Origin of the sequence: Corynebacterium freneyi, from assembly GCF_030408835.1 — a bacterium.
In the GTDB taxonomy this organism is placed as follows: Bacteria; Actinomycetota; Actinomycetes; order Mycobacteriales; family Mycobacteriaceae; genus Corynebacterium; species Corynebacterium freneyi.
In genome coordinates, this window is sequence record NZ_CP047357.1 from 601067 (window position 1) to 628048 (window position 26982).

General features: G+C 70.5%; 25 protein-coding genes. 15 read left to right on the forward strand and 10 right to left on the reverse strand.

What is annotated here, in order from left to right; translation table 11 throughout:
* The first annotated feature begins 103 nt into the window (after positions 1-103).
* Positions 104-2830: a preprotein translocase subunit SecA gene (gene secA / locus CFREN_RS02590; RefSeq protein WP_209654064.1), complete on the forward strand. Its 2727-nt coding sequence runs from the start codon at positions 104-106 to the stop codon at positions 2828-2830.
* 5 nt (positions 2831-2835) lie between these two features.
* Here the strand turns inward: secA and CFREN_RS02595 are convergent, their stop codons facing one another.
* On the reverse strand, positions 2836-3276 hold the full coding sequence (locus CFREN_RS02595; protein ID WP_035122915.1) for an Rv3235 family protein: 441 nt from the start codon (positions 3274-3276) through the stop codon (positions 2836-2838).
* A 128-nt stretch (positions 3277-3404) separates the two neighbouring features.
* On the opposite strand from CFREN_RS02595, the gene CFREN_RS02600 reads away from it, so the two are divergent.
* The 4 genes from CFREN_RS02600 to CFREN_RS02615 all read left to right on the forward strand — a co-directional run bounded on the left by CFREN_RS02600 (position 3405) and on the right by CFREN_RS02615 (position 6833).
* Complete coding sequence (locus tag CFREN_RS02600) at positions 3405-3815, forward strand: HAD-IA family hydrolase (RefSeq protein ID WP_209654061.1); 411 nt, start codon at positions 3405-3407, stop codon at positions 3813-3815.
* Positions 3815-4315 (forward strand): DUF6912 family protein, encoded by a 501-nt coding sequence (locus CFREN_RS02605; protein ID WP_035122912.1) that lies wholly within the window; start codon positions 3815-3817, stop codon positions 4313-4315. Before CFREN_RS02600 ends, CFREN_RS02605 begins: the two co-directional genes overlap by 1 nt.
* Before the next feature lie 127 nt (positions 4316-4442).
* Entirely contained in the window at positions 4443-5429 is a 987-nt protein-coding gene (locus tag CFREN_RS02610) for a ferredoxin reductase (RefSeq protein ID WP_209654796.1), read from the forward strand.
* A 45-nt stretch (positions 5430-5474) separates the two neighbouring features.
* Entirely contained in the window at positions 5475-6833 is a 1359-nt protein-coding gene (locus CFREN_RS02615; protein WP_070518933.1) for a fatty acid desaturase family protein, read from the forward strand.
* Here CFREN_RS02615 and CFREN_RS02620 read toward each other — a convergent pair.
* The 3 genes from CFREN_RS02620 to aroA are packed head-to-tail and all read right to left on the reverse strand — an operon-like array spanning position 6830 to position 10557.
* Entirely contained in the window at positions 6830-8140 is a 1311-nt protein-coding gene (locus CFREN_RS02620; protein WP_209654059.1) for a chloride channel protein, read from the reverse strand. The genes CFREN_RS02615 and CFREN_RS02620 overlap by 4 nt on opposite strands.
* A 6-nt stretch (positions 8141-8146) precedes the next feature.
* Positions 8147-9160 carry a ribosome small subunit-dependent GTPase A gene (rsgA, locus tag CFREN_RS02625; protein ID WP_070518952.1) on the reverse strand — a complete coding sequence of 338 codons (1014 nt, stop codon included), beginning with the start codon at positions 9158-9160 and terminating at the stop codon, positions 8147-8149.
* Positions 9157-10557: a 3-phosphoshikimate 1-carboxyvinyltransferase gene (aroA, locus tag CFREN_RS02630; RefSeq protein ID WP_209654057.1), complete on the reverse strand. Its 1401-nt coding sequence runs from the start codon at positions 10555-10557 to the stop codon at positions 9157-9159. The genes rsgA and aroA overlap by 4 nt, the downstream gene beginning before the upstream one ends.
* On the opposite strand from aroA, the gene CFREN_RS02635 reads away from it, so the two are divergent.
* A complete protein-coding gene (locus CFREN_RS02635) occupies positions 10556-11200 on the forward strand; it encodes an SOS response-associated peptidase (protein WP_070518936.1) in 645 nt (214 codons plus the stop codon). The two genes, aroA and CFREN_RS02635, sit on opposite strands and share 2 nt — an antisense overlap.
* Before the next feature lie 4 nt (positions 11201-11204).
* Here CFREN_RS02635 and ybaK read toward each other — a convergent pair whose 3' ends face one another.
* Positions 11205-11720: a Cys-tRNA(Pro) deacylase gene (gene ybaK, locus CFREN_RS02640; protein ID WP_209654055.1), complete on the reverse strand. Its 516-nt coding sequence runs from the start codon at positions 11718-11720 to the stop codon at positions 11205-11207.
* Between the two features lie 50 nt (positions 11721-11770).
* Here ybaK and CFREN_RS02645 point away from each other — a divergent pair, with 50 nt between their 5' ends.
* Both CFREN_RS02645 and rsrA read left to right on the forward strand, forming a co-directional pair.
* Positions 11771-12406: a sigma-70 family RNA polymerase sigma factor gene (locus CFREN_RS02645; RefSeq protein WP_070518938.1), complete on the forward strand. Its 636-nt coding sequence runs from the start codon at positions 11771-11773 to the stop codon at positions 12404-12406.
* 4 nt (positions 12407-12410) lie between these two features.
* Positions 12411-12686 carry a mycothiol system anti-sigma-R factor gene (gene rsrA / locus CFREN_RS02650; protein WP_083291094.1) on the forward strand — a complete coding sequence of 92 codons (276 nt, stop codon included), beginning with the start codon at positions 12411-12413 and terminating at the stop codon, positions 12684-12686.
* Between the two features lie 92 nt (positions 12687-12778).
* Here the strand turns inward: rsrA and CFREN_RS12860 are convergent, their stop codons facing one another.
* From CFREN_RS12860 to CFREN_RS02660, 3 genes are all read right to left on the reverse strand, one after another.
* Positions 12779-12853 carry a 50S ribosomal protein bL37 gene (locus tag CFREN_RS12860; RefSeq protein ID WP_371327291.1) on the reverse strand — a complete coding sequence of 25 codons (75 nt, stop codon included), beginning with the start codon at positions 12851-12853 and terminating at the stop codon, positions 12779-12781.
* Positions 12854-12916: 63 nt separating this feature from the next.
* Complete coding sequence (locus tag CFREN_RS02655; protein ID WP_035122962.1) at positions 12917-13183, reverse strand: WhiB family transcriptional regulator; 267 nt, start codon at positions 13181-13183, stop codon at positions 12917-12919.
* Positions 13184-13539: 356 nt separating this feature from the next.
* Positions 13540-14649, reverse strand: a complete 1110-nt coding sequence (locus tag CFREN_RS02660; RefSeq protein WP_070518939.1) for a diacylglycerol/lipid kinase family protein — start codon at positions 14647-14649, stop codon at positions 13540-13542.
* A gap of 23 nt (positions 14650-14672) precedes the next feature.
* Here CFREN_RS02660 and CFREN_RS02665 point away from each other — a divergent pair, with 23 nt between their 5' ends.
* Positions 14673-15101: a hypothetical protein gene (locus tag CFREN_RS02665; RefSeq protein ID WP_239252701.1), complete on the forward strand. Its 429-nt coding sequence runs from the start codon at positions 14673-14675 to the stop codon at positions 15099-15101.
* Here the strand turns inward: CFREN_RS02665 and CFREN_RS02670 are convergent.
* Together CFREN_RS02670 and CFREN_RS02675 are read right to left on the reverse strand one after the other, a co-directional pair.
* Entirely contained in the window at positions 15089-16288 is a 1200-nt protein-coding gene (locus CFREN_RS02670) for an Rv3212 family protein (protein WP_209654053.1), read from the reverse strand. The genes CFREN_RS02665 and CFREN_RS02670 overlap by 13 nt on opposite strands.
* Positions 16285-17628 (reverse strand): DEAD/DEAH box helicase, encoded by a 1344-nt coding sequence (locus tag CFREN_RS02675; RefSeq protein WP_209654050.1) that lies wholly within the window; start codon positions 17626-17628, stop codon positions 16285-16287. The genes CFREN_RS02670 and CFREN_RS02675 overlap by 4 nt, the downstream gene beginning before the upstream one ends.
* Before the next feature lie 60 nt (positions 17629-17688).
* On the opposite strand from CFREN_RS02675, the gene CFREN_RS02680 reads away from it, so the two are divergent.
* From CFREN_RS02680 to CFREN_RS02705, 6 genes are all read left to right on the forward strand, one after another.
* Entirely contained in the window at positions 17689-17913 is a 225-nt protein-coding gene (locus tag CFREN_RS02680; protein WP_035122966.1) for a DUF3107 domain-containing protein, read from the forward strand.
* A 31-nt stretch (positions 17914-17944) separates the two neighbouring features.
* Positions 17945-18802 carry a DUF3152 domain-containing protein gene (locus CFREN_RS02685; protein ID WP_070518942.1) on the forward strand — a complete coding sequence of 286 codons (858 nt, stop codon included), beginning with the start codon at positions 17945-17947 and terminating at the stop codon, positions 18800-18802.
* Positions 18803-18806: 4 nt separating this feature from the next.
* Positions 18807-19544: a HesA/MoeB/ThiF family protein gene (locus CFREN_RS02690; RefSeq protein ID WP_070518943.1), complete on the forward strand. Its 738-nt coding sequence runs from the start codon at positions 18807-18809 to the stop codon at positions 19542-19544.
* Positions 19541-20374: a TIGR02569 family protein gene (locus CFREN_RS02695; protein WP_209654048.1), complete on the forward strand. Its 834-nt coding sequence runs from the start codon at positions 19541-19543 to the stop codon at positions 20372-20374. Before CFREN_RS02690 ends, CFREN_RS02695 begins: the two co-directional genes overlap by 4 nt.
* Before the next feature lie 121 nt (positions 20375-20495).
* Positions 20496-23642 (forward strand): ATP-dependent helicase, encoded by a 3147-nt coding sequence (locus CFREN_RS02700; RefSeq protein ID WP_209654046.1) that lies wholly within the window; start codon positions 20496-20498, stop codon positions 23640-23642.
* Positions 23639-26980, forward strand: a complete 3342-nt coding sequence (locus CFREN_RS02705; RefSeq protein ID WP_209654044.1) for an ATP-dependent helicase — start codon at positions 23639-23641, stop codon at positions 26978-26980. The genes CFREN_RS02700 and CFREN_RS02705 overlap by 4 nt, the downstream gene beginning before the upstream one ends.
* The last annotated feature ends 2 nt before the right edge of the window (positions 26981-26982 follow it).

Sequence of the window (26982 nt, forward strand, 5' to 3'; positions counted from 1 at the left end):
CCCGCACCCCACCCCGGGGTGCGGGTTCCTCCTATACTGGGGGACTTGAGCGCCCCGGGCGGGGCGCGGCCATGAGTCGTCTGTCGGAAAGGTCCCATCCGCAGTGTTTTCTTTCAGCAAGTTGCTCCGCGTCGGTGAGGGGCGCGCCGTCAAGCGCCTCAAGGGCATCGCGGACGCGGTGCTCGAGCTCGACGACGAGTACTCGGCGCTGACCGACGACGAACTGCGCGGCAAGACCGACGAGTTCAAGACCCGACTCGAGGACGGCGAAACCCTCGACGACCTGCTGCTGGAGGCCTTCGCCACCGCCCGCGAGGCATCGTGGCGCGTGCTCGGCCAGAAGCACTACCCCGTGCAGGTCATGGGTGGTGCGGCGCTGCACTTCGGCAACGTGGCGGAGATGAAGACCGGTGAAGGCAAGACCCTCACCTGCGTGCTCCCCGCCTACCTCAACGCCCTGGAGGGCAAGGGCGTCCACGTGGTCACCGTCAACGACTACCTGGCCAAGCGCGACGCCGAGTGGATGGGCCGCGTTCACCGCTTCCTGGGGCTGGAGACCTCCGTGATCCTGTCGGGCCTGAGCCCCGACCAGCGGCGCGAGGCGTACGCCGCCGACATCACCTACGGCACGAACAACGAACTCGGCTTCGACTACCTGCGCGACAACATGGCGCACTCCCTCAACGACCTGGTGCAGCGCGGCCACCACTACGCCATCGTCGACGAGGTCGACTCGATCCTCATCGACGAGGCCCGCACCCCGCTGATCATCTCCGGCCCCGCCGACGGATCGCCCGAGTGGTACCAGGCGTTCTCCGGAATCGTGAAGGGCATGCGCCTGGACATCCACTACGAGGTCGACGTGCGCAAGCGCACCGTCGGCGTCCGCGAGGAAGGCGTCGCCTACGTCGAGGATCAGCTGGGCATCGACAACCTCTACGCCGCCGAGAACTCGCAGCTGGTCAGCTACCTCAACAACGCCATCAAGGCCAAGGAGCTGTTCACCCGCGACAAGGACTACATCATCCGCAACGGAGAAGTCCTCATCGTCGACGAGTTCACCGGCCGCGTCCTGGCCGGACGCCGCTACAACGAGGGCATGCACCAGGCCATCGAGGCGAAGGAGGGCGTGGAGATCAAGAACGAGAACCAGACCCTCGCCACGGTGACGCTGCAGAACTACTTCCGCATGTACGACAAGCTCGCCGGCATGACCGGCACCGCCGAAACCGAGGCGGCCGAGCTGCACCAGACGTACAAGCTCGACGTCATGCCGATCCCGCCGAACCGCCCCAACCAGCGCAAGGACCACCCGGACCTGGTCTACAAGACGCAGGAGGCGAAGTTCTACGCCGTCATCGAGGACATCCGCGAATCCCACGAGAAGGGCCAGCCGGTTCTGGTGGGCACGGCGTCCGTCGAAATGTCGGAGCACCTGTCCAAGCTGCTGCAGCGCGAGGGCATCAAGCACAGCGTCCTCAACGCCAAGCATCACGAGAAGGAAGCCGAGATCGTCGCCGTGGCGGGCCGCGCCGGCGCGGTGACCGTGGCCACCAACATGGCCGGCCGCGGCACCGACATCGTGCTTGGCGGCAACCCGGACATCATCGCCGACCTCAACCTGCGTGCCCGCGGCCTGTCTCCGACGGAGACGCCGGAGGAGTACGAGGCCGAGTGGGACGCCGAGATCACCCGCGTCCGCGAGGCCGCCGAGGAGGAGGCGGAGAAGGTCCGCGAGGTCGGTGGCCTGTACGTCCTGGGCACTGAGCGCCACGAGTCCCGACGCATCGACAACCAGCTGCGCGGCCGCACCGCCCGCCAGGGCGACCCGGGCGAAACCCGCTTCTACCTGTCGATGCGCGACGAGCTGATGGTCCGGTTCAACGGCCAGCGCATGGAAGCGCTCATGAACACCCTCAACGTGCCGGACGACGTGCCCATCGACTCGAAGATCGTGTCCAACTCCATCAAGAGCGTGCAGACGCAGGTGGAGAGCCAGAACTTCGAGATCCGCAAGAACGTCCTGAAGTACGACGAGGTGATGAACCAGCAGCGCAAGGTCGTCTACGCCGAGCGTCTGCGCATCCTCGAGGGCGAGGACCTGAAGGACCAGGTTCGTCAGATGCAGGACGACGTCATCTCCGCCTACGTCGCCGGCGCGACCGCCGACGGTTACGTGGAGGACTGGGACCTCGACGAGCTGTGGAACGCCCTGGAGTCTCTGTACGGCCCGACCATGTCGTGGCAGTCGCTGGTCGACGGCGACGAGTACGGCGCCGCCGGCGACCTGTCGGCCCGGGACCTGGAGAAGGTCCTGCGCGAGGACGTGCGCACCTGCTACGACGAGCTGGAGGACGCCGTGGCGGCCATCGGCGGCGAGCAGCAGATGCGCAACCTGGAGCGCTTCACCATCCTCAACGTGATGGACCGCAAGTGGCGCGAGCACCTCTACGAGATGGACTACCTCAAGGAGGGCATCGGCCTGCGCGCCATGGCCCAGGCCGACCCGCTGGTCGAGTACCAGCGCGAGGGCTACGACATGTTCACGGGCATGATGGACGGCATCAAGGAGGAGTCCATCCGCCAGCTGTTCCTGGTCCGCCAGCAGGTCATGCAGGCCGAGCAGAAGCAGGACGCCGACCTCAACGGCGACGGCGTCGTCGACGAGAAGGACCTGTCCCCGGAGCTGGCCCGCGCCGAGGCACGGCCGACGCAGATGACGTACTCCGGACCGTCGGACGACGGCTCCGCCGAGCAGAAGCGCGTCGAGGGTCGGTCGGGCAACCGGGCCCAGCGTCGCAAGGCCGCCCGCCGCGGCCGCAACCGCTAGACGGGCTAGATGAAGCGCAGCGCGGTGATCGTCCAGCCCCGGCCGTCGTCGATCATCGCGCCGGCCAGGGCCCGGACGCGACCCGCGCACGCGTAGGTGCCCACGAATTCGACGCGGGTTCCGCAGGGCCGCCCGGAGGGGTGGAGGGTGCGCAGGGCCGCGCCGCGCATTCCGCCGGTGCGCAGCCGGTGCCGCAGGCCGGCGAGGACCCGTTCATCGGCGGACACGCCCGACAGGGCCTCCGGGCGCCGCCTCCCGGACAGCACCTCGATGATCACCGTCAGCGTGTGAGTCAGCCGTTGCCGTGCGACGTCGCCGCAGGTGGTGGCCATGGGGCCGGCAGGCCGACCGTCGTCACGCGGAAGTTGCGCCCCGCGCCCGGGCGTCAGGGCCCGCAGCAGCTCGAAGCCGCGCACGGGCGCGAGTTCCCCGATGTCCCCCGTCATTTTTCGTCGACCCCCCGTGGTCCGGTTGCCCGGTCGTCATGTCCCCGCGGCCATTGTGCCAGCGAGTCGGGGTGCCCGCGCGGCGGGGCGGTCGGCGGAACCCGGCGCGGGCAACTACGCTCGTGGTCATGCGTGGTCTCATCATCGATTACTGCGGTGTCCTGGACGGCACCGACGAAGAGCGGGCGCGGTGGCGGAAGTTGATGGCGGCCGCCCGCGCCAATGGAGTTGCCCTGGCCGTGTTGTCGAACGACCCGGGCGGCCCCGGGGCGGATCCGATCCGGAAGTTCGAGGAGGAGGGCCTGGTCGACGCCGTCATGCTGTCGGGTGAGGTCGGCGCCGAGAAGCCGGAGCCGGAGGTCTTCGATATCACGGCGGAGCGTTTGGGCCTGCCGGCGCGCGATTGCGTGCTCGTCGACGATTCGATCGTCAACATCCACGCGGCGGTGTCCCACGGCATGGTCGGCGTGTTTTACCAGCAGTTCGATCGTGCGGTCGTGGAGATCGTGGGTCTGTTCGACCTGGAGGGCGATTTCTAGTGCGCGTGTACGTGCCGGCGACGTTCGGGATGCTCGGGGAGTTGCTGTCCGACGGCGCGGCGGTTCCGCGTCGGGGGTGGGCGTTCGCGGTGACGCCGGCGCTGCGCGAGTTTTACGTGGAGGGCGACGACGAGGAGTTGGCCGACGTCGCGTTCGACGACGCGTCGCGGGCGTCGTTGCGGCTGTTGTCGGCGTACGACGGGTCGTTTCCGCACAGGCGCGTGGTCATCGCCGCCGACGTCGCCGATGATGCGGTGGAGTTGCAGCCGGACATGGGGGAGGCCGTGGTGGCCTTGTCCGGCGACGTGTCGCGTGACGACGTCGCCGCGATTCACGTCGACGTCGAGGCCGGGGAGCCGTTCGTGGCGAAGGCCATCGAGGCCGTCGATGCCGCGGATTTGGGGGACGAGGACGCGGAGCTGACCGTGGGGGATTGCCTGGAACGGCCGTTGGCCTGGTACGACGCGGCGGAGTTGCCCATGCTGGTGGAGCTGCTCTGATCGTTTCCATCGCTTGACCGACAAGTTACCCATCCGTAAGCTACGCTTCCGTAGACTACGGAAAGGGGAACCGGTGAGCTTTGGCAATCGCCTTCGCGGCGTGTTCCGGCACTTGTCGACGCCGCTGATGCCGGACGACTACACGCGTTTGATCAATCCGCTGTGGTCGAAGCGGGAGCTGCGGGGGCAGATCGAGCGGGTGACCCGGCCGGCCGACGACGTCGTCGAGTTGGTCATCAAGCCCGGTTGGGGAGTTCCCGCCGACTTCCGCGCCGGCCAGTACATCGGCGTCGGCGTCCGCGTCGACGGCCGTCTGGTGTGGCGGTCGTACTCGCTGACCAATGCGCCGCAGTCGGCGGACGGCATGCTCACGGTCACCGTCAAGGCGCAGGATCGGGGGCGCCTGTCGCAGCATCTGGTGTCCAACGTCACGCCGGGCACGGTGGTGCGTTTGGCCGCGCCGGCGGGTGATTTCCACTTGCCGGAGCCGCCGCCGGAGAAGCTGCTGTTCATCACCGCCGGTTCGGGCATCACTCCGGTGATGTCGATGTTGCGTGACCTGGAGCGTCGCAACGGAATCGGGGACGTCGTCCACCTTCATTCGGTCCGCGACCGTGCGGGATTGCTTTTCGACGCCGACCTGGAACGCCTCAGCCGCGAGCAGCCCGGGTACCGTCTGACGGTTCGCGAGACGGGGGTCGACGGCCGGTTGAGCATCGACGAGATCAAGGCGCTGGTGCCGGATCTGGCCGACCGGGCCGCCTACGCGTGTGGCCCGTCGGCGATGCTCGACGAGCTCGAGGCCGGGCTTCCCGGCGTCCGCACCGAGCGATTCACCCTCGATCGCGGCAACACGACGGCCCAGGGCGGCGTCGTGACCTTTCCGGGCCGCGGCGAGATCGAGGTCGACGGCGCCACGACCATTTTGGAGGCCGGCGAGAAGGCCGGAGTGCAGCTGCCCTACGGCTGCCGGATGGGAATCTGCGCGACGTGCGTGCAGCAGCTCGCCGACGGTACGGCGCGCGACCTGCGCACGGGCGAGACCCATGAGGCCGGCGAACGCATCCGAGCCTGCGTGTGCGTGCCCGCCGGCGACGTCGAAATCGAGCTGTAGACGCAAAACGAAACCCAGCCGAACGGGAAATACGGAGACATCACCATGGCAATCGCCGACATCAAGGCCTATTCGCACCTGTCCGAGGAGGACGTCGCCGAGATCGGGCGCCGTTTCGACGCCATCGCCGCCGAGCATCGCGCGGCCCTGGGCCCGAAGGACGCCCGCTACATCCGCACCCTCATCCGCGTGCAGCGTGGCCTGGAGGTCGCCGGCCGCGGGCTGCTGATGCTGCCGACGCTGGGCATGGCCCTGGACAAGGCGGGCTACAAGACCCGCAAGGGCGGTTTGCTGCCGCGTTCGCTGCGCACCCCGGCCCACAGGGGCCTGTGGTGGGCCGGCGTCGGCGCGTTGGGCCTGGCCAAGGTTCTGGAGAACCTGGAGATCGGCCACAACGTCATGCACGGTCAGTGGGACTGGATGAACGACCCGGAGATCCACTCGTCGACGTGGGAGTGGGACAACTCGTGCCCGTCGTCGGGCTGGAAGCACTCGCACAATTTCGTCCACCACAAGTACACCAACGTGCTGGGCATGGACAACGACGTGGGATACGGCATTTTGCGCGTCACCCGCGACAAGAAGTGGACGCCGGTGTCGCTGACGCAGCCGCTGCAGAACGTCATTCTGGCGTCGCTGTTCCAGTGGGCGGTGGCGTTCTACGACGTCGAGCTCGGCCGCGTCGCCGCGGGCAAGAAGTCGTGGGAGCAGGCCAAGCCGCAGTTGATCGAGGTCTTCCAGAAGTCCGGCCGCCAGGTGCTCAAGGACTACGCCCTGTTCCCGCTGTTGGCCGGCCCGCGCTGGGGCGAGGTGGCCAAGGCCAATGCCGCGGCGAACCTGATCCGCAACGTGTGGGCCTACGCCGTCATCTTCTGCGGCCACTTCCCGGATGATGCGGAGACGTTCACCAAGGAGCAGTACAACAACGAGAACAAGGCGGAGTGGTACCTGCGCCAGATGCTCGGCTCGGCCAACTTCCACGGCGGATTCATCCTGTCGGTGCTGTCGGGCAACCTGAACTACCAGATCGAGCATCACCTGTACCCGGACATGCCGTCCAACCGCCTGGCCACGATCTCCAAGCAGGTCAAGGAGATCTGCCGCGACTACGACCTGCCGTACAACACCGGTTCCTTCCCGCGGCAGCTGGCGCAGGTGCAGCGGACGATCCTGAAGCTGTCCCTGCCGGATCGTTTCCTGGTCGCCGATCCGGACAATGCGCCGGAGGTCCGTTCGGAGAAGGCCTTCGCCAAGTACCCGCAGGTGGAGGCGCAGCTGGATGCCACCGCCACGCCGCGCCGCGGCCTGCGCACCGGTCTGGGGCTGCTGAAGAAGCTCCGCCCGGGCGTCAAGGAGGTCGTGGCCGCCTACACGGGTCGCTCGACCCGCGAGATCACGGCCTAGCTTCGGCCTAGCCGACGCCGGGAGACGGCTTTCTTCTTGCGCGTCCACGGCATCTGGATCTGCTTCGGCAGGCTCAGCGCGGAGCGGAGGATCTCTCCGGTCAGCGCCGCGGTGGCGCAGGCGAGGAACAGGGCCAGGTACGCCTCGGAGGATTGCCCGGTGAACTCGACGGTGACGATGAGCGCGAAGAGGGGAGCGGCCATCGACGTCGACAGGAACGCCGCTGCGCCGAGCAGGGCGAAGTCGGCCGGCGGGATGCCGGGGACGATGGGCTGGACGACGCAGCCGACAAGGTAGCCCAGCAGCGCGCCGACGGCGAAGCCGGGCGTGAGCACGCCGCCGATGGCGCCGGAGCGCAGGGTGATCAGCACGGCGACGACCTTGGCCACCAGCAGCGCGAGCGCGAACGTCCACACCGGGGTGCCCTCCAGCACGGATGTGGCGGCGGAGCGGCCGTTGCCCAGCACCTCCGGCAGCGGCAGCGACAATGCGCCGACGATGACGAAGGCCAGCGGCAGGGCCCACAGGATGTGCGCCCCCTTCGGAGCGGTCGCCTCCGCCGTGGACGCCGCATGCCGGAACGCCAGGCCCGCGATGCCGCACACGATGCCGAGCGCGACGGCGACGGTGAGGTTGCCGAATCCCTCCGACAGCGTCACCGTCGAATACAGCGGCTGATCGCCGACGACGATGCCCGCGGTGACGGTGGCGACGGCGGAGCAGGCGAGCACGACCATCACGGCCCGGACGGTGACCGTCGTCAGCAGGATCTCGAAGGCGAACACCGCCCCGGCCAGGGGAATGTGGTAGATCGCGCCGAGACCCGCGCCTGCGGCGGCGGCGACGAGCAATCTCGTGGTCTCCCGGTCCAGGCCGATGCGTCGGGCCAGTTGGGTGGCCATCATCGCGCCGGCCTCGCGCGGCGCGTTCTCGCGGCCGACGGACGCACCCGCGGCGACGGTGGCCATCTGCAGGAAGACGTTGACCAGCGTTTCCACCACCGGCATGCGCGCCCCCGACATGCCGTCCTCCACGGACGGGATGGGACGGCCGAACCTGCGCACCGCCCACCACGCGGGCCCGGCGATGAGACCGGCGACTGCGATGCCCAGGAAACGCTGCAGCCCCGTCGTGCCGTCGGTGACCACGGCGGTGTCGCCCTCGTGCTGACCGTAGACGAGGTGTTCGATGCCGTGGAGCAGGTAGACCAGCAGGGCGGCGACCAGGCCGGTGGCGACGCCGACGACGAACGTCCACAGGCACAGGCGGATCAGATCCGAAGTGGAGCGATGGTCGGTTCGCGTCACGGTGGTTCAGTCCCTGTCAATGTCGAGTTCCCAGTCCTCGTTGTCCTGGAGTGCGGCCAACAGGCCCCGCACTGCCATCGCGCGGCGGTGGGCGGCCCCCTCCAACGCGTCCAGCCCGCACTCGGGATCCGCGGGCGGACCCAGGTGCGTGCACCCGCGCGGACACTTCTCGAGCGCGGCGGAGAGATCGTCGAACACGTCGAGAACCGTCTCCGGCGTGACGTGGGCCAGGCCGAAGGAACGGATGCCCGGGGTGTCGACGACCCACCCGCCGCAGGACAACTGCAGCGCCACCGACTGCGTCGACGTGTGGCGGCCCTTGCCCACGCCGCTGACCTCGCCCGTGGCGCGATCGGCGCCGGGGACCAGGCGGTTGACCAGTGTGGACTTGCCCACCCCGGAATGGCCGATGAGGGCGGACACCTTTCCGCGGATGACGTCGACAAGCGGTTCGACCGGATCGTCCACGCCGCAGACGATGACCGGCACCCCGAGCTCGGCGAACTCGCCGGCGAATTCCGCCGGATCCGCCAGGTCCGACTTGGTCAGGCACAGCACCGGCTCCACCCCGCCCGCGTAGGCGGCGACGAGCGCGCGCTCGACGAAACCCGTGCGCGGCGGCGGATCGGCTACGGCGCAGACGATGAGCAGCAACTCGGCGTTGGCCACCACGATGCGCTCGAAGGGATCGTTGTCGTCGGCCGTGCGGCGCAGGACGCTGGTGCGGTCGGCGAGCTTGACGATCCTCGCCAGCGTGCCCTCCCGCCCCGACACGTCGCCCACCACGCCGACGCGATCGCCGACGACGATGTTGGTGCGGCCCAACTCGCGGGCGCGCATGCAGGTCACCGGTGTCGTCGTCCCGTCGAGCACCACGCCCCACCGCCCGCGGTCCTTGGTGACCACCAGCCCCCACTTGGCGTCGGCGTGCTTCGGCCGGTCCTTCGTCCGCGGTCGCGACCCCCGCCCCGGCCGGACGCGGACGTCGGACTCGTCCCAATCGCGGTATCGGCGACTCAGGGCTGTCCCCCGTCCTGGGCCAGCGGCAGCCCGACCATCTCCGACCAGCGGATGTTGAAGTCCGGCATGGTCTTGCCGGTGGTGGCGATGTTCTCCACCCGAACCCCCGGCACCCGCAGGCCGATGATCGCGCCGGCGGTGGCCATGCGGTGGTCGGCGTAGGACATCCAGTCGCCGCCGTGCAGCGGGATCGGGTCGATGCGGATGCCGTCGTCCAGCTCCGTGGCGCGCCCGCCGAGGCGGTTGATCTCCGTGACCAGGGCCTCCAGGCGGTTGGTCTCGTGGCCGCGCAGGTGCGCGATGCCCGTCAGCTCCGACGGGGTGTCCGCCAGCGCCGCCATCGCGGCGACGGTCGGCGTCAGTTCGCCGATGTCGCCCATGTCCAGGGTGACGCCGTGCAGGGTGGCCGGGCCCTCGACGGTGAGGTCGTGGACGCCGGAGCCGTCGGCGCCGCGGGGTTTGAGCAGGACGCGGCAGCCCATGGCCTGCAGGATCTCGCGGATGCGGTCGCCGGGCTGGACCGTGTCGACCGGCCAATCGGCGACGGTGACCCGGCCGCGCGTGACGGCCGCGGCGGCGAGGAACGGGGTGGCGTTGGACAGGTCGGGCTCGACGTGCCACGTGCGGCCGCGGACCTCTCCGGCTTGGACGTGGAAAGCGCCGCCGTCTTCGGGTGCGTCCTCGATGACGGTGACGCCGGCCTGCCGCAGCATGTCGACGGTCATGTCGATGTGCGGGCGCGACGGCACGTCTCCGGTGGGCCGGAGGGTCAGGCCCTTCGGGTAGCGCATGCCGGCCAGCAGCAGTCCCGACACGAACTGCGACGACGCCGAGGAGTCGATCTCCACCTCGCCGCCGATGTCGCCGGCCGGGTTGACCGTGAACGGCAGGGTGTCGCCGTCGATGTCGGCGCCCAGTTCGCGCAGGGCGTCGAGCACCGCGCCCATCGGCCGCACGCGGGCCTCCGGGTCGCCGTCGAAGAACACGGAGCCGGTGGCGATGGCCGCGATCGGCGGCACGAAGCGCATGACGGTGCCGGCGAGACCGCATTCGATGTTGCCGCCGCGCAGTACGCGGGGGATGACCTCCAGGGTGCGGTTCGGGGTGCCGGAGTACTCGGAACCGGTGCGGATCTCGATGCCCATCGCCTCGAGGGCGGAGATCATCAGGTCCGTGTCACGTGAGCGCAGCGCCCCGTGGATCGTCGACGGCGTCGACGACAGGGCGGCGATGATGAGCGCGCGGTTCGTGATGGACTTGGACCCGCCGATGGAGACCGTCGCGGTCACCGGGTGCTCGGCGGCGGGGGCTGGCCAGAAGTCATGGGGGGAAGTCACGCATCCATCATCCCCCAAATGGCGGCGGAGGGTCGGCACGGGGTGCGACGATTGGGGCATGTGCGGACGATTCGTGACCTTCACCGTGGGCGACGAGCTCCTCGAGGCGCTGGCGGAGGTGCCGGGTCTCGCTCCGATCGGCGCAGATGGTCCGTTGCCGGGCGAACGGTGGAACGTGGCTCCGACGATGCCGATCACGGCGTTGGCCCGGGACGGCGGGGGGACGCTCGCCGCGCCGGTGAGGTGGGGCCTGGTGCCGCATTGGTCGAAGTCGATGCCGAAGACCCCGTATTTCAACGCCCGGTCGGAGACGTGGCGGGACAAGCCGGTGTTCCGCGACGGCGAACCGTGCGTCATTCCCATGGACGGCTGGTACGAGTGGCGGGACAAGGCGCCGTTTTTCGTCGCCGCGCCGGGCGACCGGCCTTTGCTCGTGGCGGGGCTGTGGGCGCGGTGCGGGGATCTCGTCAGCGCGACGATCCTCACCACGGACGCGGTCGGCCATCTCGCCGATTTGCATCACCGGATGCCCCGGGTGCTTGCCGACGACGAGGTGGCGCAGTGGCTGGACGGCGTGGGGTTCGCCGACGGCGGGGAGGTCGGGATGACCGATCCGGCGCTCGCGGAGACGCTGGCGGTGCGGCCGGTGAACCGGGCGGTGGGCAACGTGGCCAACGACGGGGCGTGGCTGTTGGAGGAGTGACCGCTCAGCCGGCGATGTCGGCGAACGTGGCCCCGGTCAGGGTCGCGAGGTCGCCCGGGGCCAGTTCGATGTCGAGGCCGCGGCGGCCCCCGGAGACGAAGATGGTCGAGTGGTCGCGAGCGCCGGAGTCGACGACGGTCGGCAACGGGCGTTTCTGGCCCAGCGGCGAGATGCCGCCGACGACGTAGCCCGAGGAGCGTTGCGCGGCCGCCGGGTCGGCCAGTTCGGCCTTCGAGGCGCCGAAGGCCTTCGCCGCGGCCTTCAGGTTGAGCCGCCCGGTGACGGGCACGACGGCGACGGCGAGGCCGGTGCGTTTGCCGTGGAGGTCGATGATGAGCGTCTTGAAGATCCGCTCCGGCGCGACGCCCTCGTGTTCGCCGAGCCAGTGGGCGGCTTCTTCGCCGAAGTGGTCGTCGGAATGCGGGAATTGCCGAACCGAATGGGGGATTCCGGCCGCGATGCAGGCGGCGACGGCGGGAGTCGATGCGGCCGGTTCGGTGCCCTTGTTCCTTTTGCCCATGCCCCGATCCTGTCACCGTGCGGTCCCGCCCGGCCGATAGGATGGGGCGCATGACAGCCGAAGCCACGGGAATCGATGGCGGGGGCAGCGTCCGGACGCAGGAGACCGACGCCCAGTTGGCGGAGCGTTTCGAACGCGAGGCCCTGCCCCTGCTCGATCAGCTCTACGGCGGCGCCCTGCGGATGACCCGCAACCCCGCCGACGCCGAGGACCTGGTGCAGGAGGCCTACATGAAGGCTTACCAGGGTTTCCGTTCGTACAAGCCGGGCACGAACCTCAAGGCGTGGATGTACCGGATCCTGACCAACACGTACATCAACAGTTACCGGAAGGCGCAGCGCCGGCCGGCGGAGTACGCGACGGACGACATCACCGATTCGCAGATCGCGGAGACCGCATCGCACATGTCGTCGGGCCTGCGGTCGGCGGAGGTGGAGGCGATGGCCCTGCTTCCCGACGAGGAGATCCGCGCCGCCCTCATGGACCTCAACGAGGATTACCGCATGGTCGTCTACTACGCCGACGTCGAGGGGCTGCCGTACAAGGAAATCGCCGACATCATGGGCACTCCGATCGGAACCGTGATGTCCCGCCTGCACCGGGGAAGGAAACAGCTCCGCGAGGCGTTGAAGGATGTGGCGAAGGATCGCGGGTTCATCCGCGAGACGGAAAACTCGGAAAGGTGAGTCGATGAACGACAGCGCGAATCCCTGCGGACACCCCGGGACGTGCGCCGACGTGCGCCGGCGCCTCGATTCCCTGCTCAACGGCGAATGCGATCCGGAGGAGACCCGGATCCTGGAGCGGCACATCCGCGAGTGTCCGCGATGCCTGGAGGACGTCGGCTGCGAGCGGGCGCTGCGCCGGCTGCTGCGGCGCTGTTGCCATGAGCCCGCCCCCGTGGAATTGCGCAGGCGGATCACCACCCGCATCCGCGTGACCTACCTGTCTTCCGGCGAGCAGTAGTCCGCGGCGCCCGTTGCGGGGGAGAGCACTAAAGCGAAGAACCCCGCCCCATCGTGATGATGGGGCGGGGTTCTTTCCGTTGCTGCTCGCGGTTAGGCGCCGGGGCGCTTGCCGTGATTCGCCTTCTTCTTGCGGCGATCCTTGCGCTTGCGGCCACGCTTGCTCATTGTGGTCCTCCTCCGATCGGGGTGATGTAACCTGCCCAGTCTACAACGGGCCGGTCGGGGAACTTACACCGTGGTGCGGGCGGTGCGGCGGGTGCGGCCGCGGTTGCGGCGGCGCTTCAGCGCGCGACGCTCGTCCTCGGACATGCCGCCCCACACGCCGGCGTCCTGGCCGGTCTCCAGGGCCCACGCGAGGCACTGGGAGGTGACGGGGCAACGGTTGCAGACGACCTTGGCCTTCGCGATCTGGGCGAGGGCCGGGCCGGAGTTGCCGACGGGGAAGAACAGCTCGGGATCCTCTTCGCGGCAAACGGCATTGTGACGCCAGTCCATGACAAAAACTCCTTGTGGTCGATACCCGGGTGAGGCATGGGGAAACGACGCGGCTCGTGGCCGCGTTGCGGTTGGTGTGCTCCCCATGCGCAGATGAACGTGCGGATGTGCCGCCGGCGTGATGTCCCGTGACGGGACTCAAGGGGTTCGCCGGTGGATCCGCGGACCGCGAGCGCGATTGGCCCGCTGGTCGCAATGCGGGTGGAGGTATTCGCTCCCCCCGCGGTCCTGTTGAATGATGACACGTCACGGCCCGCTTGTGAAGACCTTTCCGCCAAAAAGTGCGGAACCTCACAAAAAAGTGAACTACACGTTACATCCGCAGGTGAGGGCCTCGAGGGGGCCGTAACCGTCGGTTAATGCCCTCCGCGCCCTTCGCGCCCTCCGCGGCGGCGCGGCAGCGGCAACGCCCGGAACTTCCGGCCCAGCACAGCAGCCAACCGCCGCCACCAAACGGTGTCGCCGACGTCTTCGCCGTACTCGCGGGCCTCGGCCGGGGCGATGAAGCGCACGGCGTTGCGGGCGCACGTGATCTCGAGTTCCCGGCGTTCGTCGACGTACTCGCCGTCGATCTGCAGTTTCAGGGGTTCCGGGGAGCTCAGGGTCACCGCGCCGACGTCGTCGTCGCGAAGCTCCCTGTCCTCCACCTTGAGTGCGGACCACAGCGCCCGGCCCGCGCCGACGAGCCGGAGCGCCGACACCATGCCCCTGATCCCGGAGACCGAGGTGATGCCGTAGAAGCCCAGGCCACCGCCGAGCCGCGTGGTCGGGTTGGTCACCACCGCGAGGTCGCCGAAGAAGGTCCACGGGTTCGAATTCGACACCACGGCCATCGGCAGGTCCCGGCCGATCGGCTCGCCGTCGGCGCTGACGGAGATGCGCGGCGGGTTGGTGCGCAGGCGGTTCCATGCGCCCAGGGCCGCCGGCACGTAGCGCAACGGGTGGGCGCGGACGCCGCCGGCGCGCAGATCCTCCATGGCGGAGATGACCTCGGCGTCGATGCCCAGGCCCGCGTTGACCACGAACCACCGGTCCGCGGCGCGGCCCACGCTGATGGTGCGCTCCTCGCCGGCGCGCAGTAGATCGGCGATCATGCGGGCCGCCGACTTCGGGCCGCGGGGCAGGCCGAGGGCGCCGGCCAGGACGTTGGCGCTGCCGGAGGGGATCACCGCGATGGCGGGGATGTCGTCGGCGGCGCGCACGGGGCGGCCGTCGGCGGCGGAGCCGAGCAGGCCGTTGACCACTTCGTTGACGGTGCCGTCGCCGCCCATGCAGACCACGACGTCGCAATCGCGCCGCGTCAGGCCGGTGGCGATGGCCGTGGCATGGCCGGGGTGCGCGGTGAACTCGGCCCGCAGGGACAGGCCCGGCACCGCCCGCAGCTCGGCGACCACCGTCCGGACGAGGGAGTCGGTGATCGACGTCGAGTTGGGGTTGGAGATCAGCAGGCCGCGCACGATGCTCATCGTAATGACGTTATGGTGATCACGTGAACAGCAGACTTTCCGCAGCAGACCGTCCCGCGCCCATGGCGGCGCCCCGCTCCGTCATCGTCGGCGCCTGGATCGCCGTGGTGGAATGCGTGATGGGCATGGGCTACGGCGTGTTCCTGTTGATCCGCGACCTCCGGGGCTTCGAGGACCCCGGCGCGGTCATTTCGGGCTGGGGCACGGCGCTGTGGTTCTTCTTCGTCTTCGGTGCGGTGCTCGCCGGCGCGGTGTTCCTGTTGCGCGGCAAGCGGTGGGGCCGTGGGCCGATCGTGATGCTCAATCTGTGCCTGGCGGGTGTGGCGCTCTACATGTTCACCTCGGGGGCGATTTCGTTGGGCCTGGTCACCGCGCTTTTCGCGGGCGGTGCGCTGGCCTGCATGTTCAATCCGAAGGCCGTCGACTGGGCGGCCACGTCCTACGGGGCCTGACGCAGTCCCACGAGTTCGTCGCCGCGCTTTTCGACGATGACGTCGCCGGCGACCGCCGTGGTCACGGATTCGCCCGGTGCGAGTGCGCCGCGGGCGACGGGGATGACGCCGAGGGGCGTGCCGGTGTTCCAGTCGATGCGGACCAGTCCGCCGGCCATGGGGACGAGCAATTCCTCCCCGACGGCGACGCCGGTGCCCAGGGCGTGGGGGACGACGAAGTCGAGCGACAGGTCGTCGGGCCGGAACGCCGCCAGCGTGGAACCGGTGAACCAGGTCATGTGGTGGGGGAGGTCCGCCGTCGCGGCGACGGGGGCGGGGGAGCCGCCGTCGGGTGCGGCGTCGGGAAGCTCGCCCGGGGCGGGGCGCCACGACGGGCCCGGGACGCCCTCCTTGGAGTAGGTGCGGACCTCGCCGTCGACGAGGATCGCCGCGGCCCGTTGGCCGATGGCCACCAGGCGGGCGGGCCCGTCGAGGGCGACGTCGGCGTGGAGCTCCGGTTCGCGGGTCTCCTCCGGCGTGGCCTCCTGAATGATCAGGCGATGCCCGTCCGGGCAGTCGTTGATCACCGCCAGGACGGAGCTGCGGGTCAGCGCATCGGCGATCGTGCAGCCCGGGTGTGGCTGCAGCCCCGGCTCGGACGTCGCCTCCACCACGCCGTATTCGACGGTGCGGACCAGGTCGTCGCGCCACAGCTCGACCATCCGGTCGGTGCGGGCGCCCGAGCGGTCGTTGGAGCGCACCGGTTCGATCTCGTCGGAGGACAGGCCGCGGCGCGTGGCCGCGTAGGACCCGTCGGAGGCGTTGAGCGAGGTGACTTCGCCGCAGCCGGCCGGGCCCCGGAACACCGTGACGACGCGGCCGTTGGACACCATCGCCTCGCACAACGCCACGTCGCGGTGATACGACCACGCGGGCTCGCCCGTGGCCGGATCGAGGGCGGTGACGCCGTGGTCGTCGGCGGCGATGACCAGCCCGTCGACCGTGAACGGCGCCGATGACCGCGGGGCGGGAACCGACCAGATCTCCGTCAGCGACTCCGGCGCGCGGTCCAGTGCCGTCGTCGCGGCGAAGGGTTCATCGGCGACGACGTGGTCGACCCCGCGCGCCGGCGCCCGCCACCACGTCCACGCCACCGTCGCTACGACGGCGATGACGATGAGCGACGCCGCGATGCGGTTGCGGTTCATCGACGGCGCCGACGCTCATCGCGGTCGCGCCGGTCCCGTCGACCGCCCCTCCGATCCCCGCGATCCCTGCGGTCCTTCACCGGCCGGGACCCGAGCACGGGCCGGGCGGGCCCCACCGACTCCCCGGCGTCTTCGGGAATGCCGAGGGCGTCGTAAAGCTCCGGAGACGTCGAAAACCACTGCGGCGGCTCCGGAAAACCCAGGCCGAGCGCGTCGTCGATCATCTTCCAGCGCATCAGCTCATCCCAGCCCACCAACGTGACGGCCGTGCCCGTGTTGCCCGCGCGGCCAGTGCGGCCGATGCGGTGGACGTAGGTCATCTCGTCCTCCGGCACCTGATGGTTGATGACGTGCGTGACGTCGTCGATGTCGATGCCGCGGGCCGCCACATCGGTGGCCACCAGCACGTCGACGTCGCCGGACCGGAAGGCGTTGAGCGACTTCTCGCGCGCCGGCTGGCCCATGTCCCCGTGGACCGCCGTCGCCCGGAAACCCCGCTCGCCCAGCTGCTCGGCCACCGACGCGGTGGACCGCTTCGTGCGGGCGAAGATGATGGTCCGGCCGCGGCCCTCGGCCTGGAGGATCCGCGCGATGACGGGCAGCTTGTCCATCTGATGCGACTGGAACACCACCTGCCGCGTCGTGTCGTGGACGCTCGCCTCCGACTCGCCCGACTCGGCGCGGATGTGCACCGGACGATCCATGAAGGTGCGCGCCAGATTGAGGATCGGCCCCGGCATCGTCGCCGAAAACAGCATGGTCTGCCGACCCTCGGGAACCGCCCGGAGGATCTTCTCGATGTCCGGCAAAAAGCCCAGGTCGAGCATCTCGTCTGCCTCGTCGAGGACGAGGATCCGCACCGCCCCGAGGTTGAGGTCGCCGCGCTGATGGAGATCGATGAGGCGGCCGGGCGTGCCGACGACGACGTCGACGCCCGCATTGAGCACCTCGATCTGCTCGTCGTACGGGCGACCGCCGTAGATCGTGGTCACCCGCAGATCCACCGCCTCGGCGATGGGCTCGAGATCCTCGCCGACCTGCACCGCCAACTCGCGGGTGGGCACGACGACCAACGCGCGCGGCGTGCCGTCCGGCTCCGGCACGCGGGCATCGTCGAAGACCCGGTCGATGAGCGGAACGCCGAAGCCCAGAGTCTTGCCCATGCCCGTGCGGGCCTGCCCGATGATGTCCGTGCCGTCGAGCGCCAGCGGCAGCGTCAACTCCTGGATGGCGAAGGTCCGCGTGATGCCCCCGGACGCGAGGGCATCGCAGATTTCCGCCGCGACCCCCAATTCGACGAACGTCGGCGCGGGACGGTCTGCCACCGGAATCTCCTTCATGTCGGTGCTGCACGGTCGTCCCCGATACTAGCCGTCGGAGGCCGGGCTATGATGTCCCGCATGGACATCACCATCGGATTCGTTGACAACCCCCGCGAGCTGAACATCTCGGGAGTCGAGGGCGGCCGCGACCTGGCCTCCTCCCTCTCCGATCGCCTCGCGGCGGGGGAGGGCGTCCTCGAGCTCGTCGACGGCGCCGGCAAGACCCACCTCGCGCAGATCGCCAAGATCGCGTACGTGCAGGTCGGCCCGGCGGCTCCCCGCCAGGTCGGCTTCATCGCCTGATCCGCGCGCCACGATCCGGCAGCGCCCGCGCATGAGCAAAGAGTCGTTTTTCGTCAGGTTCGCCCGGCAGTGGGGATGGCGCGCGTACGCCATCCCCGTTTTGCTGGTCCTCACCGTCATCGTCGTCGTCGACGTCGTCCGCGACGTCCGCGAAGAGAAGACGAACGTTTCGGCGGCCACCAGCGAACTCCCGCACGGTCCCATCCCCGAGGGCGGGTACGTCGAGAATCTCGACGTCGGCCAGCTGCCCCCGGGCGGGCCGTTCACCGAGGAATCGTCGGGCGTCTTCGTCCCGGTCGACTCCGCCGCGGGCCGGGTGGGCGAGGGCAAGGAGCTGACCATGCGCTACGCCGTCGAGATCGAGGACACCGTCGACCCCGCCAGCTTCGGCGGCGCGGACGCGTTCGGCGGGATGATCGACGCCACCCTGGCCGACGAGCGCGGCTGGATCCGCGACGAGAAGTTCGCCTTCGAGCGCGTCGCACGCGACGACAACCCGGACCTCGTCTTCCAGCTGGTGTCCACCGACACCGCGCACGAACAGTGCGGCTACGAGATTCCGCTGGAGACCAGCTGCTCGATTTCGGATCGCCGCGGCGACGACCCGACCCGCGTGCTCATCAACGAGGCCCGTTGGGTCCGCGGCGCCCTGACTTTCGAGGGCGACCTCGGCGCCTACCGCCAATACCTGATCAACCACGAGGTCGGCCATGCCATCGGCTACGCCTCCCACGAGGCCTGCCCGGACGACGGCGCGGTGGCGCCGATCATGATGCAGCAGACGCTGTCGCTGGACAATTCCGAATTGCACAAGCTCAACCCGAACGAGGTGTACCCCGATGACGGAGCACGCTGCGCGCCGAACCCCTGGCCCTACCCCCTCGGCTGATCCGGTGTTCGACCCCGAGCGCTACGCCCGCCATCTGCCCATCCCCGGTTTCGGCGAGGAGGGGCAGCGCAGGCTCGCCGGGGCGAAGGTGATCATGGTGGGCGCGGGCGGCCTCGGCTCGCCCGTCGGCTTTTATCTGTCCGCGGTGGGCGTCGGAAAGCTCACCGTCGTCGACGACGACCGAGTCGACCTGACGAACCTGCAGCGTCAGGTCATTCACCGCGTCGAGGACATCGGCCGGCCCAAGGTCGAATCCGCGGCCGAGAAGATGGCGGCGCTCAACCCCGACATCGAGATCACGACCGTCGACGAGCGCCTGGGCCCCGACAACATCGACGCGATCATCGGCGACCACGACCTGGTCATCGACGGCACCGACAACTTCGAGACCCGCTACCTCATCGCCGACGCCTGCCAACGGCTCGGCGTCGTCGAGGTGTGGGGCAGCATCCGCCAGCTGGGCGGACAGGTCAGCGTGTTCGGGCTGGACCTCGGCGGCGGCCGGCGCGTGTGGCTGCGCGACCTGTACCCCGAGCCGCCCGCCCCGGAGACCGTGCTCACGGCCGAGCAGACGGGCATTCTGGGCACGGTGCCGGGCACGATCGGCACGCTGATGGCCACGGAAGCGGTGAAGGTGATCACCGGTTTCGGCGAGCCGCTGTCGGGCCGCGTGCTGTTCTACGATTCGGCGGCGATGTCGTTCCGCGAGTTCCGCTTCGCGGAGGATGCGGGGACCCGATGACCCGCATGCCCCCGGCCCACGTCTCCGACGCCTTCGGCGCGTCCGGCACCCCCGTGCCCGCCGGCCCCGCGTGGGACGACGGCTGGCTCTACGGCGACACCGTGATTTCCGCGGTGGCCGACCCGTCGCGTGCGGCGTGGTCGGCGAAGGTGCTGGAATCGCTGGCGGTCGACGGGGCGGAGGTGGCGCACCCGGTGCGCACCAGCGACGGCCGCCACGTCCTGTCCGGGTGGCGGGCCCGCCAGCACCGTCCGGGCCGCCCGGAACCGCGGGCGGACGAAACCATCGTCGCCTGCGGCAGGTTGGAGGAGGCCCTGGCGGACGTCGAACGTCCCCGCTTCCTCGCCCGCGGCGGCGGCGACGTCTTCGACGTGTGCGATCGCGCCGCGTGGGCGGAGGATCCGATCGCGCAGCTCGAGGAATTCCTCGACCCGGATGCGGTGCCGCGCGGAGATGCGGCGGAGGCCCTCGCCGCAGCCGGCGGGATGATCGGCCTGCGCGGCCAGGTGGGCGCCGAGGGGCAGCTCGTGCACGGGGATCCGGTCGGCACCGTGCTGTACGACGGGTCGGCGCCGCCGCTGTTCGTCGATCTCGTTCCGCGCTGGCATCCCGCCGGGTGGACGCGGGCCGTCGCCGCCGTCGACGCCGTGGCTTGGGGAGGGGCGGACGAGGACCTGCTCGGGCGGTTCGACCATGTGCCGCATTGGGATGGCCTGCTGGCGCGGGTGATCTGCAACCGGCTGTTCCTCCATGCGGCGCATCCGGAGTCCCGGCCCGCCGCGTGGCGCGGTCTGGCGCGGGCGACCGAGATGGTCCGCGCGCGCCTGTAGCGCGTTTGGGAAGGGCTGGCGACGGGCCGGCGACCGGTCGGCGACGAACCCGTGGCCGGGGTCGACGGAGCGTGGGGAACGCCCGTTCGAACGATTCCGGGGCGTGTGCGATGATGTCGCCATGAATCAGATGCCCGCCGTGCGCTTGACCGAGCCGGAGGCCCCGGCCCGTCGAACCTGGGAGGGGCCGGTCGCCGCGTTGTTCCCGGGCGACGACCGACTGGCGGAGCTGAAGGCCCCGGGTGCGGCCTGGCAGGTCGTCGGCGGGCCGGGCACGGGGAAGTCCGCGTTGCTGGTGGATCTTGCTGCGGCGCATGTCGCGGCGGGGTGGCCGGCGGATTCGGTGCAGGTGCTCGCACCGTCGAAGGAGGCGGCGTCGAGGTTGCGCGACGACGTGGCCCGGAGGTTGCCGCGCTCGTCGGGCGCCGGGTCGGGCGGCATGGTCCGCGCGGTGCATTCGCTGGCGTTCGCGCTGGTTCGTGCGGCTGCGGTTCGTGCGGGCAAGCCGGAGCCGGCGTTGGCCACGGGTGCCCGGCAGGATGCGGTGATCCGCGAGTTGCTCGAGGGCCACGCGGATGCGGGCGGGGCGTATTGGCCGGAGCGGCTCGTCCCCGCGCTGCGGTTGCGCGGCATGGCCCGGCAGCTGAGGGATCTGCTGCTGCGGGCCGCCGAGCGTGGCGTCGGCGCCGACGAGCTCGAGCGCCTGGGACGCGAACACGGCGTCGCCGAGTGGGTGGCCGCGGGGACGTTCCTCCGGGAATACCGCCAGGTGACGCGGCTGTCGTGGCACGAGGAGCTCAACGCCGCCGAGCTGGTGTCGGCGGCGGTCGCCGCGATCGACGACGATCCGTCGTTGGTGGCGGAGGCGGGCATCCGGGTGCTGCTCGTCGATGACGCGGAGCACCTGGACCCGCAGTCGGCGGAGTTGATCCGCAGGCTGTTGCCGGGCGTCGACCTGGCGGTGGTCACGGGCGATCACGACCAATCGGTGCTGCGTTTCCGCGGCGCGGATTCGGCGTTCCTCGATTCGGTGGCGGATCCGCGGCGGCGCATCGTGCTGCATTCGTCGTGGCGGACGACGCCGGAGATCGCGGTGGCGGCGAACCGGGTGTCGTCGCGGTTGCCGGGCACTCCGCCGGAGCGCGGCATTCGGGGCATGCGCGTCGGCGGGGAGCGTCCGGCCGCCCGCGTCGTCGTCCACGACACGGGGATGGGGGAGCAGGCGACCATCGCGGATTTCCTGCGCCGCGCGCACCTGGAGGACGGCGTGGCGTGGAAGGACATGGCGGTGCTCGTGCGTTCGGGGGCGGGCGATTCCGCGTTGCACCGATCTCTGGCCCGCGCGGGCGTGCCGGTGCGCATGGACCCCACCGACGTCGTGCTCGGCGAGCAACGCATGGTCGCCGCGCTGGTCCTTGCGTTGCGGGCGGTCGACGAAGGGTTGTCGCCGTCGGAGTGGGAGCGCCTGCTCGCCGGACCGTTGGGCAACGCCGACCCGGTGACCCTGACCCGCCTGATCCGGGGCGTGCGCCGCGCGGATCTCGCCGGCGGCCGTGCGATGGACCGCATCGTCGGGTTGCTCGCGGCGGAGGAGCGCACGCCGGAGCAGGGGGAGCTCATCGCGGGGCTGCCGGAGCGCGAGCGCGACGTGCTCGCCGGCCCGCTGCGCATTCTCGATGCCGGCCGCGCCGCTCGAGCCGAGGGCGTGGAGGCGGCCGCCTGGGCTCTGTGGGAGTCGTCGGGTCTGGCCGATCACCTCATGGCGGCGTCGCTGCGCGGTGGCGCGGCGGGATCGGCGGCGGACCGGGACCTCGATGGGGTCATGACGTTCTTCGACTTCCTCGGCGACCTCGTCGAGGGCGATCCGTCGGTGACCATCGCGGGCGTCGTCCGCGAGATCGCCGCCCACGAGTTGCCGACGGGCGCCCGCGATCGCCGGGGCGCGGAACGCGAGGCCGTGGTCATCTTGTCGGCCCACGCGGCGTTGGGCCGCGAGTGGGAGGCGGTGGCCGTCGCCGGGGTGCAGGAAGACGTGTGGCCGTCGCTGGGGCGGACGGGGTCGGTGGTCGGCCAGGGCGAGCTCGTCGATCTCCTCGACGACGGCATCGAGCCGGGCACCCCGGTGTCGCATGCGGCCGAGCGGTTGGCGGAGGAGCGTCGCCTGTTCCACGTGGCGGTGTCCCGCGCCCGGCGTCGGCTGCTGGTCACGGCGGTCGACGCCCCGGACGACGAGGGGTCGCCGAGCCGTTTCCTCGCGGAGTTGGGCGCCGACGTCGAGGTGAAGTCGGGTGCCGACGCGGCCGCGGCAACGCCGGAGTCGCCCGTCGCCGAGACGGCGCGGGACGTCACGCGGGTGCTGTCGATGGGGTCGTTGCTGGCGGAGTTGCGTGCCGCGGTGCTGTCGGAGTCGGCGGGCCCGGTGCGCCGGGAGCAGGCGGCCCGGCAGTTGGCGCGGCTGGCCGCCGACGGCGTGCCCGGCGCCGATCCGTCCGAGTGGTGGGGCCTGGCCGATCCGAGCACCGACGAGCCGGCGGAGTCGTCGCCGGTGCGGGTGAGTCCGTCGAAGGCGGGCAAGGTTCTCGAGTGTCCGTTGCGGGCGCTGCTGGAGCAGCCGGCGTCGTCGGATCAGATGGCGTTGGGCACGGCGTTTCACCGAGTCGTCGAGGCGTTGGAGGATGGCGTCGCCGTCGAGGACGCGGTGCAGTCGTTTGTGCGGGCGTTGCCCGGGATCGTCGACGAACCCGCGTGGCGCATCGAGTCGATGCAGCGTGAGTGGGCTGCGGCGGTTCAGACGTGGGCGGACTGGGCGGCGGGATCGCGTGCGGTGGGCACGGAGATCGGGGTCAGGGTTCCGCTTGACGACGACGCGGTGATCGCCGGGCGCATCGACAGGCTGGAGGAACACCCGGAGGGCGGCTACGTCATCGTCGACGTCAAGACCGGGGCGACCGTGCCCTCGGCGGCGGAGGTCGAGAAGAATCCGCAGTTGGCGACGTACCAGCTGGCGTTGGCGGAGGGCGGCGTCGACGGGTCGGGGCCGATGGAGTCGTCGGGCGGCAAGTTGGTGTACCCGCGCAAACCCGTCGCCGACGGCCCGTCGGTGCGGGTGCAGTCGGGTCTGACGTCGGACCAGTTGAAGCAGTGGCGGGCCACGGTGCTCGACGTCGCCGCCGCCCTGCGGGGACCGGGGTCGTTGGCCACGCCCGGCCGCCATTGCGATCACTGCGGGGTGCGCCTGGCGTGCCCGGCGAAGGAGGGGAGCCGATGAACGCCGGCCGGAAGATCATCGACCCGGTGACGCTGTCGCGCATGATCGGGCAGCCGCACCAGCCGACCCCGGCGCAGGCCGAGGTGATCGGCGCGCCGCCGGAGCCGCTTCTGGTGGTGGCGGGCGCGGGCGCCGGCAAGACGGAGACGATGGCCGCCCGCGTCGTGTGGCTGGTGGCCAACGGGTTCGTGCGGCCGGAGGAGGTCCTGGGCCTGACGTTCACGCGCAAGGCGGCGCGCGAGTTGGGTCAGCGCATCCGCGAACGGTTGGCGTCGTTGGCGGCCAGTCGAGCCTTCGACGCCGTCGCCTCCCCGCAGGTCCGCGAGGCGCTGCAGGTGATCACCCCGGAGGTGTCCACCTACGACGCCTACGCGGGTTCGCTGGTGCGCGAATACGGGCTGTTGCTGCCCGCCGAACCGGGGGCGGAGGTCCTCGACGGCGCCACGCAGTGGCAGATGGCCTGGGAGCTCGTCCGAGATCGGGGATCCATTGCGACGGATCTCGGGGTGGCCGACCTCGTCGGCAAGCTCATGACGCTGTCGGAGGAAATCGACTCGAACCTCGCCTCCGTCGACGAGGTGCGGGAACAGACCGAAGCGTTCATCGCGAACGTCATGCAGACGCCGAAGGCGCCGCGGCAGCGCAAGGACCTGCACTCCAAGCTGGAGGGCCCGCTGCGCGCCCAGCGGGACCGGCTGGCGATGCTGCCGCTGGTCGGGGAACTGCGGCGGCGGCACGAGGATGCGGGGGCGGTGACGTTCGGCCGGCAGATGGCCATGGCCGCGCGGCTTGCCGACGGCATCGGGGAAGTCGGGGAGTCTGAGCGGGCGCGGTTCCGGGTGGTGATGCTCGACGAATACCAGGACACCTCCCACGCCCAGCGGGTGTTGCTGCGCGCCCTGTTCGCGGGCACGGCGGTCACGGCCGTCGGCGATCCGATGCAGGCGATCTACGAATGGCGGGGCGCCACGGCGGCGAACCTGACGCGGTTCGTCACGGACTTTCCGCGCCCCGACGGGCGCCCGGCGGAGAAGAAGCAGCTGCTGACGTCGTGGCGCAACCCGTCGGCGGTGCTGGAGCTGGCCAACGACGTCTCCTCCCGCGCATTCGGCGACGGCCCCCGCACCGTCGAGGAATTGGCGCCGCGTGCGGGGGCGGAGCGCGGCACGGTGCGGTTGGCGTTGCACTCCACCGCCGACGACGAATTGGCGTGGGTGGCCGAGCACATGGCCGAGGAGTTCCGCGCCGCCCGCGAGGAGGGCCGGTCGATCACCGCGGCGGTTCTGGTGCGCAAGAACAAGCATTCCGCCGCCATCCTCGACTCGCTGACCGCCGCCGGGGTGCCCGCCGAAATCGTGGGGCTGGCGGGGCTGCTGACCCTGCCGGAGATCCTCGACGTCATCGCCTGCCTGCGCGTGTTGGCGGACCCGGCCGACGATCGGGCGATGCTGCGCATCCTCACGTGGCCCCGCGCACCGCTCGGCGCGTCGGACATCAAGGCCCTGGGGCGTCGCGCCCGGCAGCTCGCCCGGTACGCGGGGGAGACGGAAGTCGAGGCGGAGGTCGACGGCCCCCTGTCGGCCCTCGACGCGGACCTGGCGGAGATCGCGGCGCAGCGGGTGACGCCGCCGACCGGTCTCGGCCACGCGGTCGCGGACCCGGCCCTCGACGACGATGGCGACGCCGCGCCGGGCTACTCGGAGGAGGGTCGCCGGCGCATCGCGGATCTGTCGGCGAAGCTCCGCAACCTGCGGCGGTTTTCGCTGCGTAAGCCGTTGCCGGAGCTCATCGCGGATGTGGAGGAGGCGTTCGGCATTCGCGTGGAGGCCGCGGTCAGCGAGGTCGGCACGGTGCACCTGGACCGGTTCACCGAGGTCGCGGCGGATTTCTCCCGGCGGCTCGGCGGCGAGTTGCCGGCGTTTCTGGGATACCTCGATCGCGCGGCGGTCCACGACAAGGGGCTGGAGCCCGGCAAGACCCGGATGCGCGGCGACCGGGTGGAGATCATGACCGTCCACAAGGCCAAGGGCCTGGAGTGGAACGTCGTGGCGGTGCCGCACGTGTGCGCGTCGGTGTACGACGAGGTTCAGGTGGACACGTGGTTGACCAAGGCGCAGCTGTTGCCGTCGGACGTCGTCGGCGAGGACGAGGCCGGGCACGGCGAGTCGGGGGACGGCGCCCCCGTGCTGGACACGTCGGGGGCGGAGAACCAGAGCGAGCTGGCCGCCGCACTCGAGGAGCACAAGGCGCAGTACCGCACGGCGAAGATCGCCGAGGCCGACCGCCTGTTCTACGTCGCCGTCACCCGCGCGGAGGACGTGCTGCTGGTGTCGGGAAGTCAGCGGATGACGCCGGGGCGCAAGAAGCCCGATGGGCCGTCGGAGCATCTGACGGCGCTGCGGGCGCTGCGTCCCGACGCGGTGGAGACGTGGGTCGACGAGGTCTCCGCCGAGCCCCTGCCCATCCCGGATGCCGAAGGGGTGCGCTGGCCCGCGGCGCCCGATCCCGCGCGCCGGGAGGTGCTGGAACGGGCCGCGGGGCTGGTCCGCTCCTTCGCCGATCCGGATTCCCCGGACGCGTTGTCGGCCCCGGATTCTTCCCGCCCGGTGCCGGGCGACCTGTCGCAGGTGTGGGAGGACGAGGTGTCCATGCTTCTGGAGGAGCGCCGCCGCGCCCGCACCGAGGCGGTGTCGGTGCCGATGCCGGTGCAGTTGTCCACCAGCGAGTACCAGGCCCTGCGAGCCGACCCGGAGGCGTTCGCCCGTCGTCGCGCCCGGCCGGTGCCGTACAAGCCGAACCGGTTCGCGCGTCGCGGCACCGCGTTCCACGCCTGGTTGGAGAATCGTTTCGGCACGTCGGCATTGCTTGACGACGACGACCTGTTCGCCGTCGTCGACGAGGACGGCGAAATGGTTGACGCGGACGTCGAAAAGCTCAAGGCGAAGTTCTCCGCGAGCCAGTGGGCGGATCGGACGCCGGAGTTCGTGGAGGAGCCGTTCGACATCGGCGTCGGCGGCCGGCGCATCGTCGGGCGCATCGACGCGGTGTTCCGCATCGACGGTACGTGGATGGTCGTGGACTGGAAGACGGGGCGCAGGCCGGTCGGTGAGAAGGCCCGGCAGGCGGCGCTGCAGCTGGCGGTGTACCGCATCGCCTGGGCGGATCGTCGCCGCGCGGCGGGCGAGGACATCGACCCCGGGGACGTGCGGGCGGCGTTCCATTACATCGTCGACGACGTCACCGTGGAACCGGCGGGGAAGGACCTGCCCGACCGGCTAGAGTTGGACGAGGCGATGCGCGAGCTCGTCGCGGACACGACGACGCGGAAGGGTGGCTGACG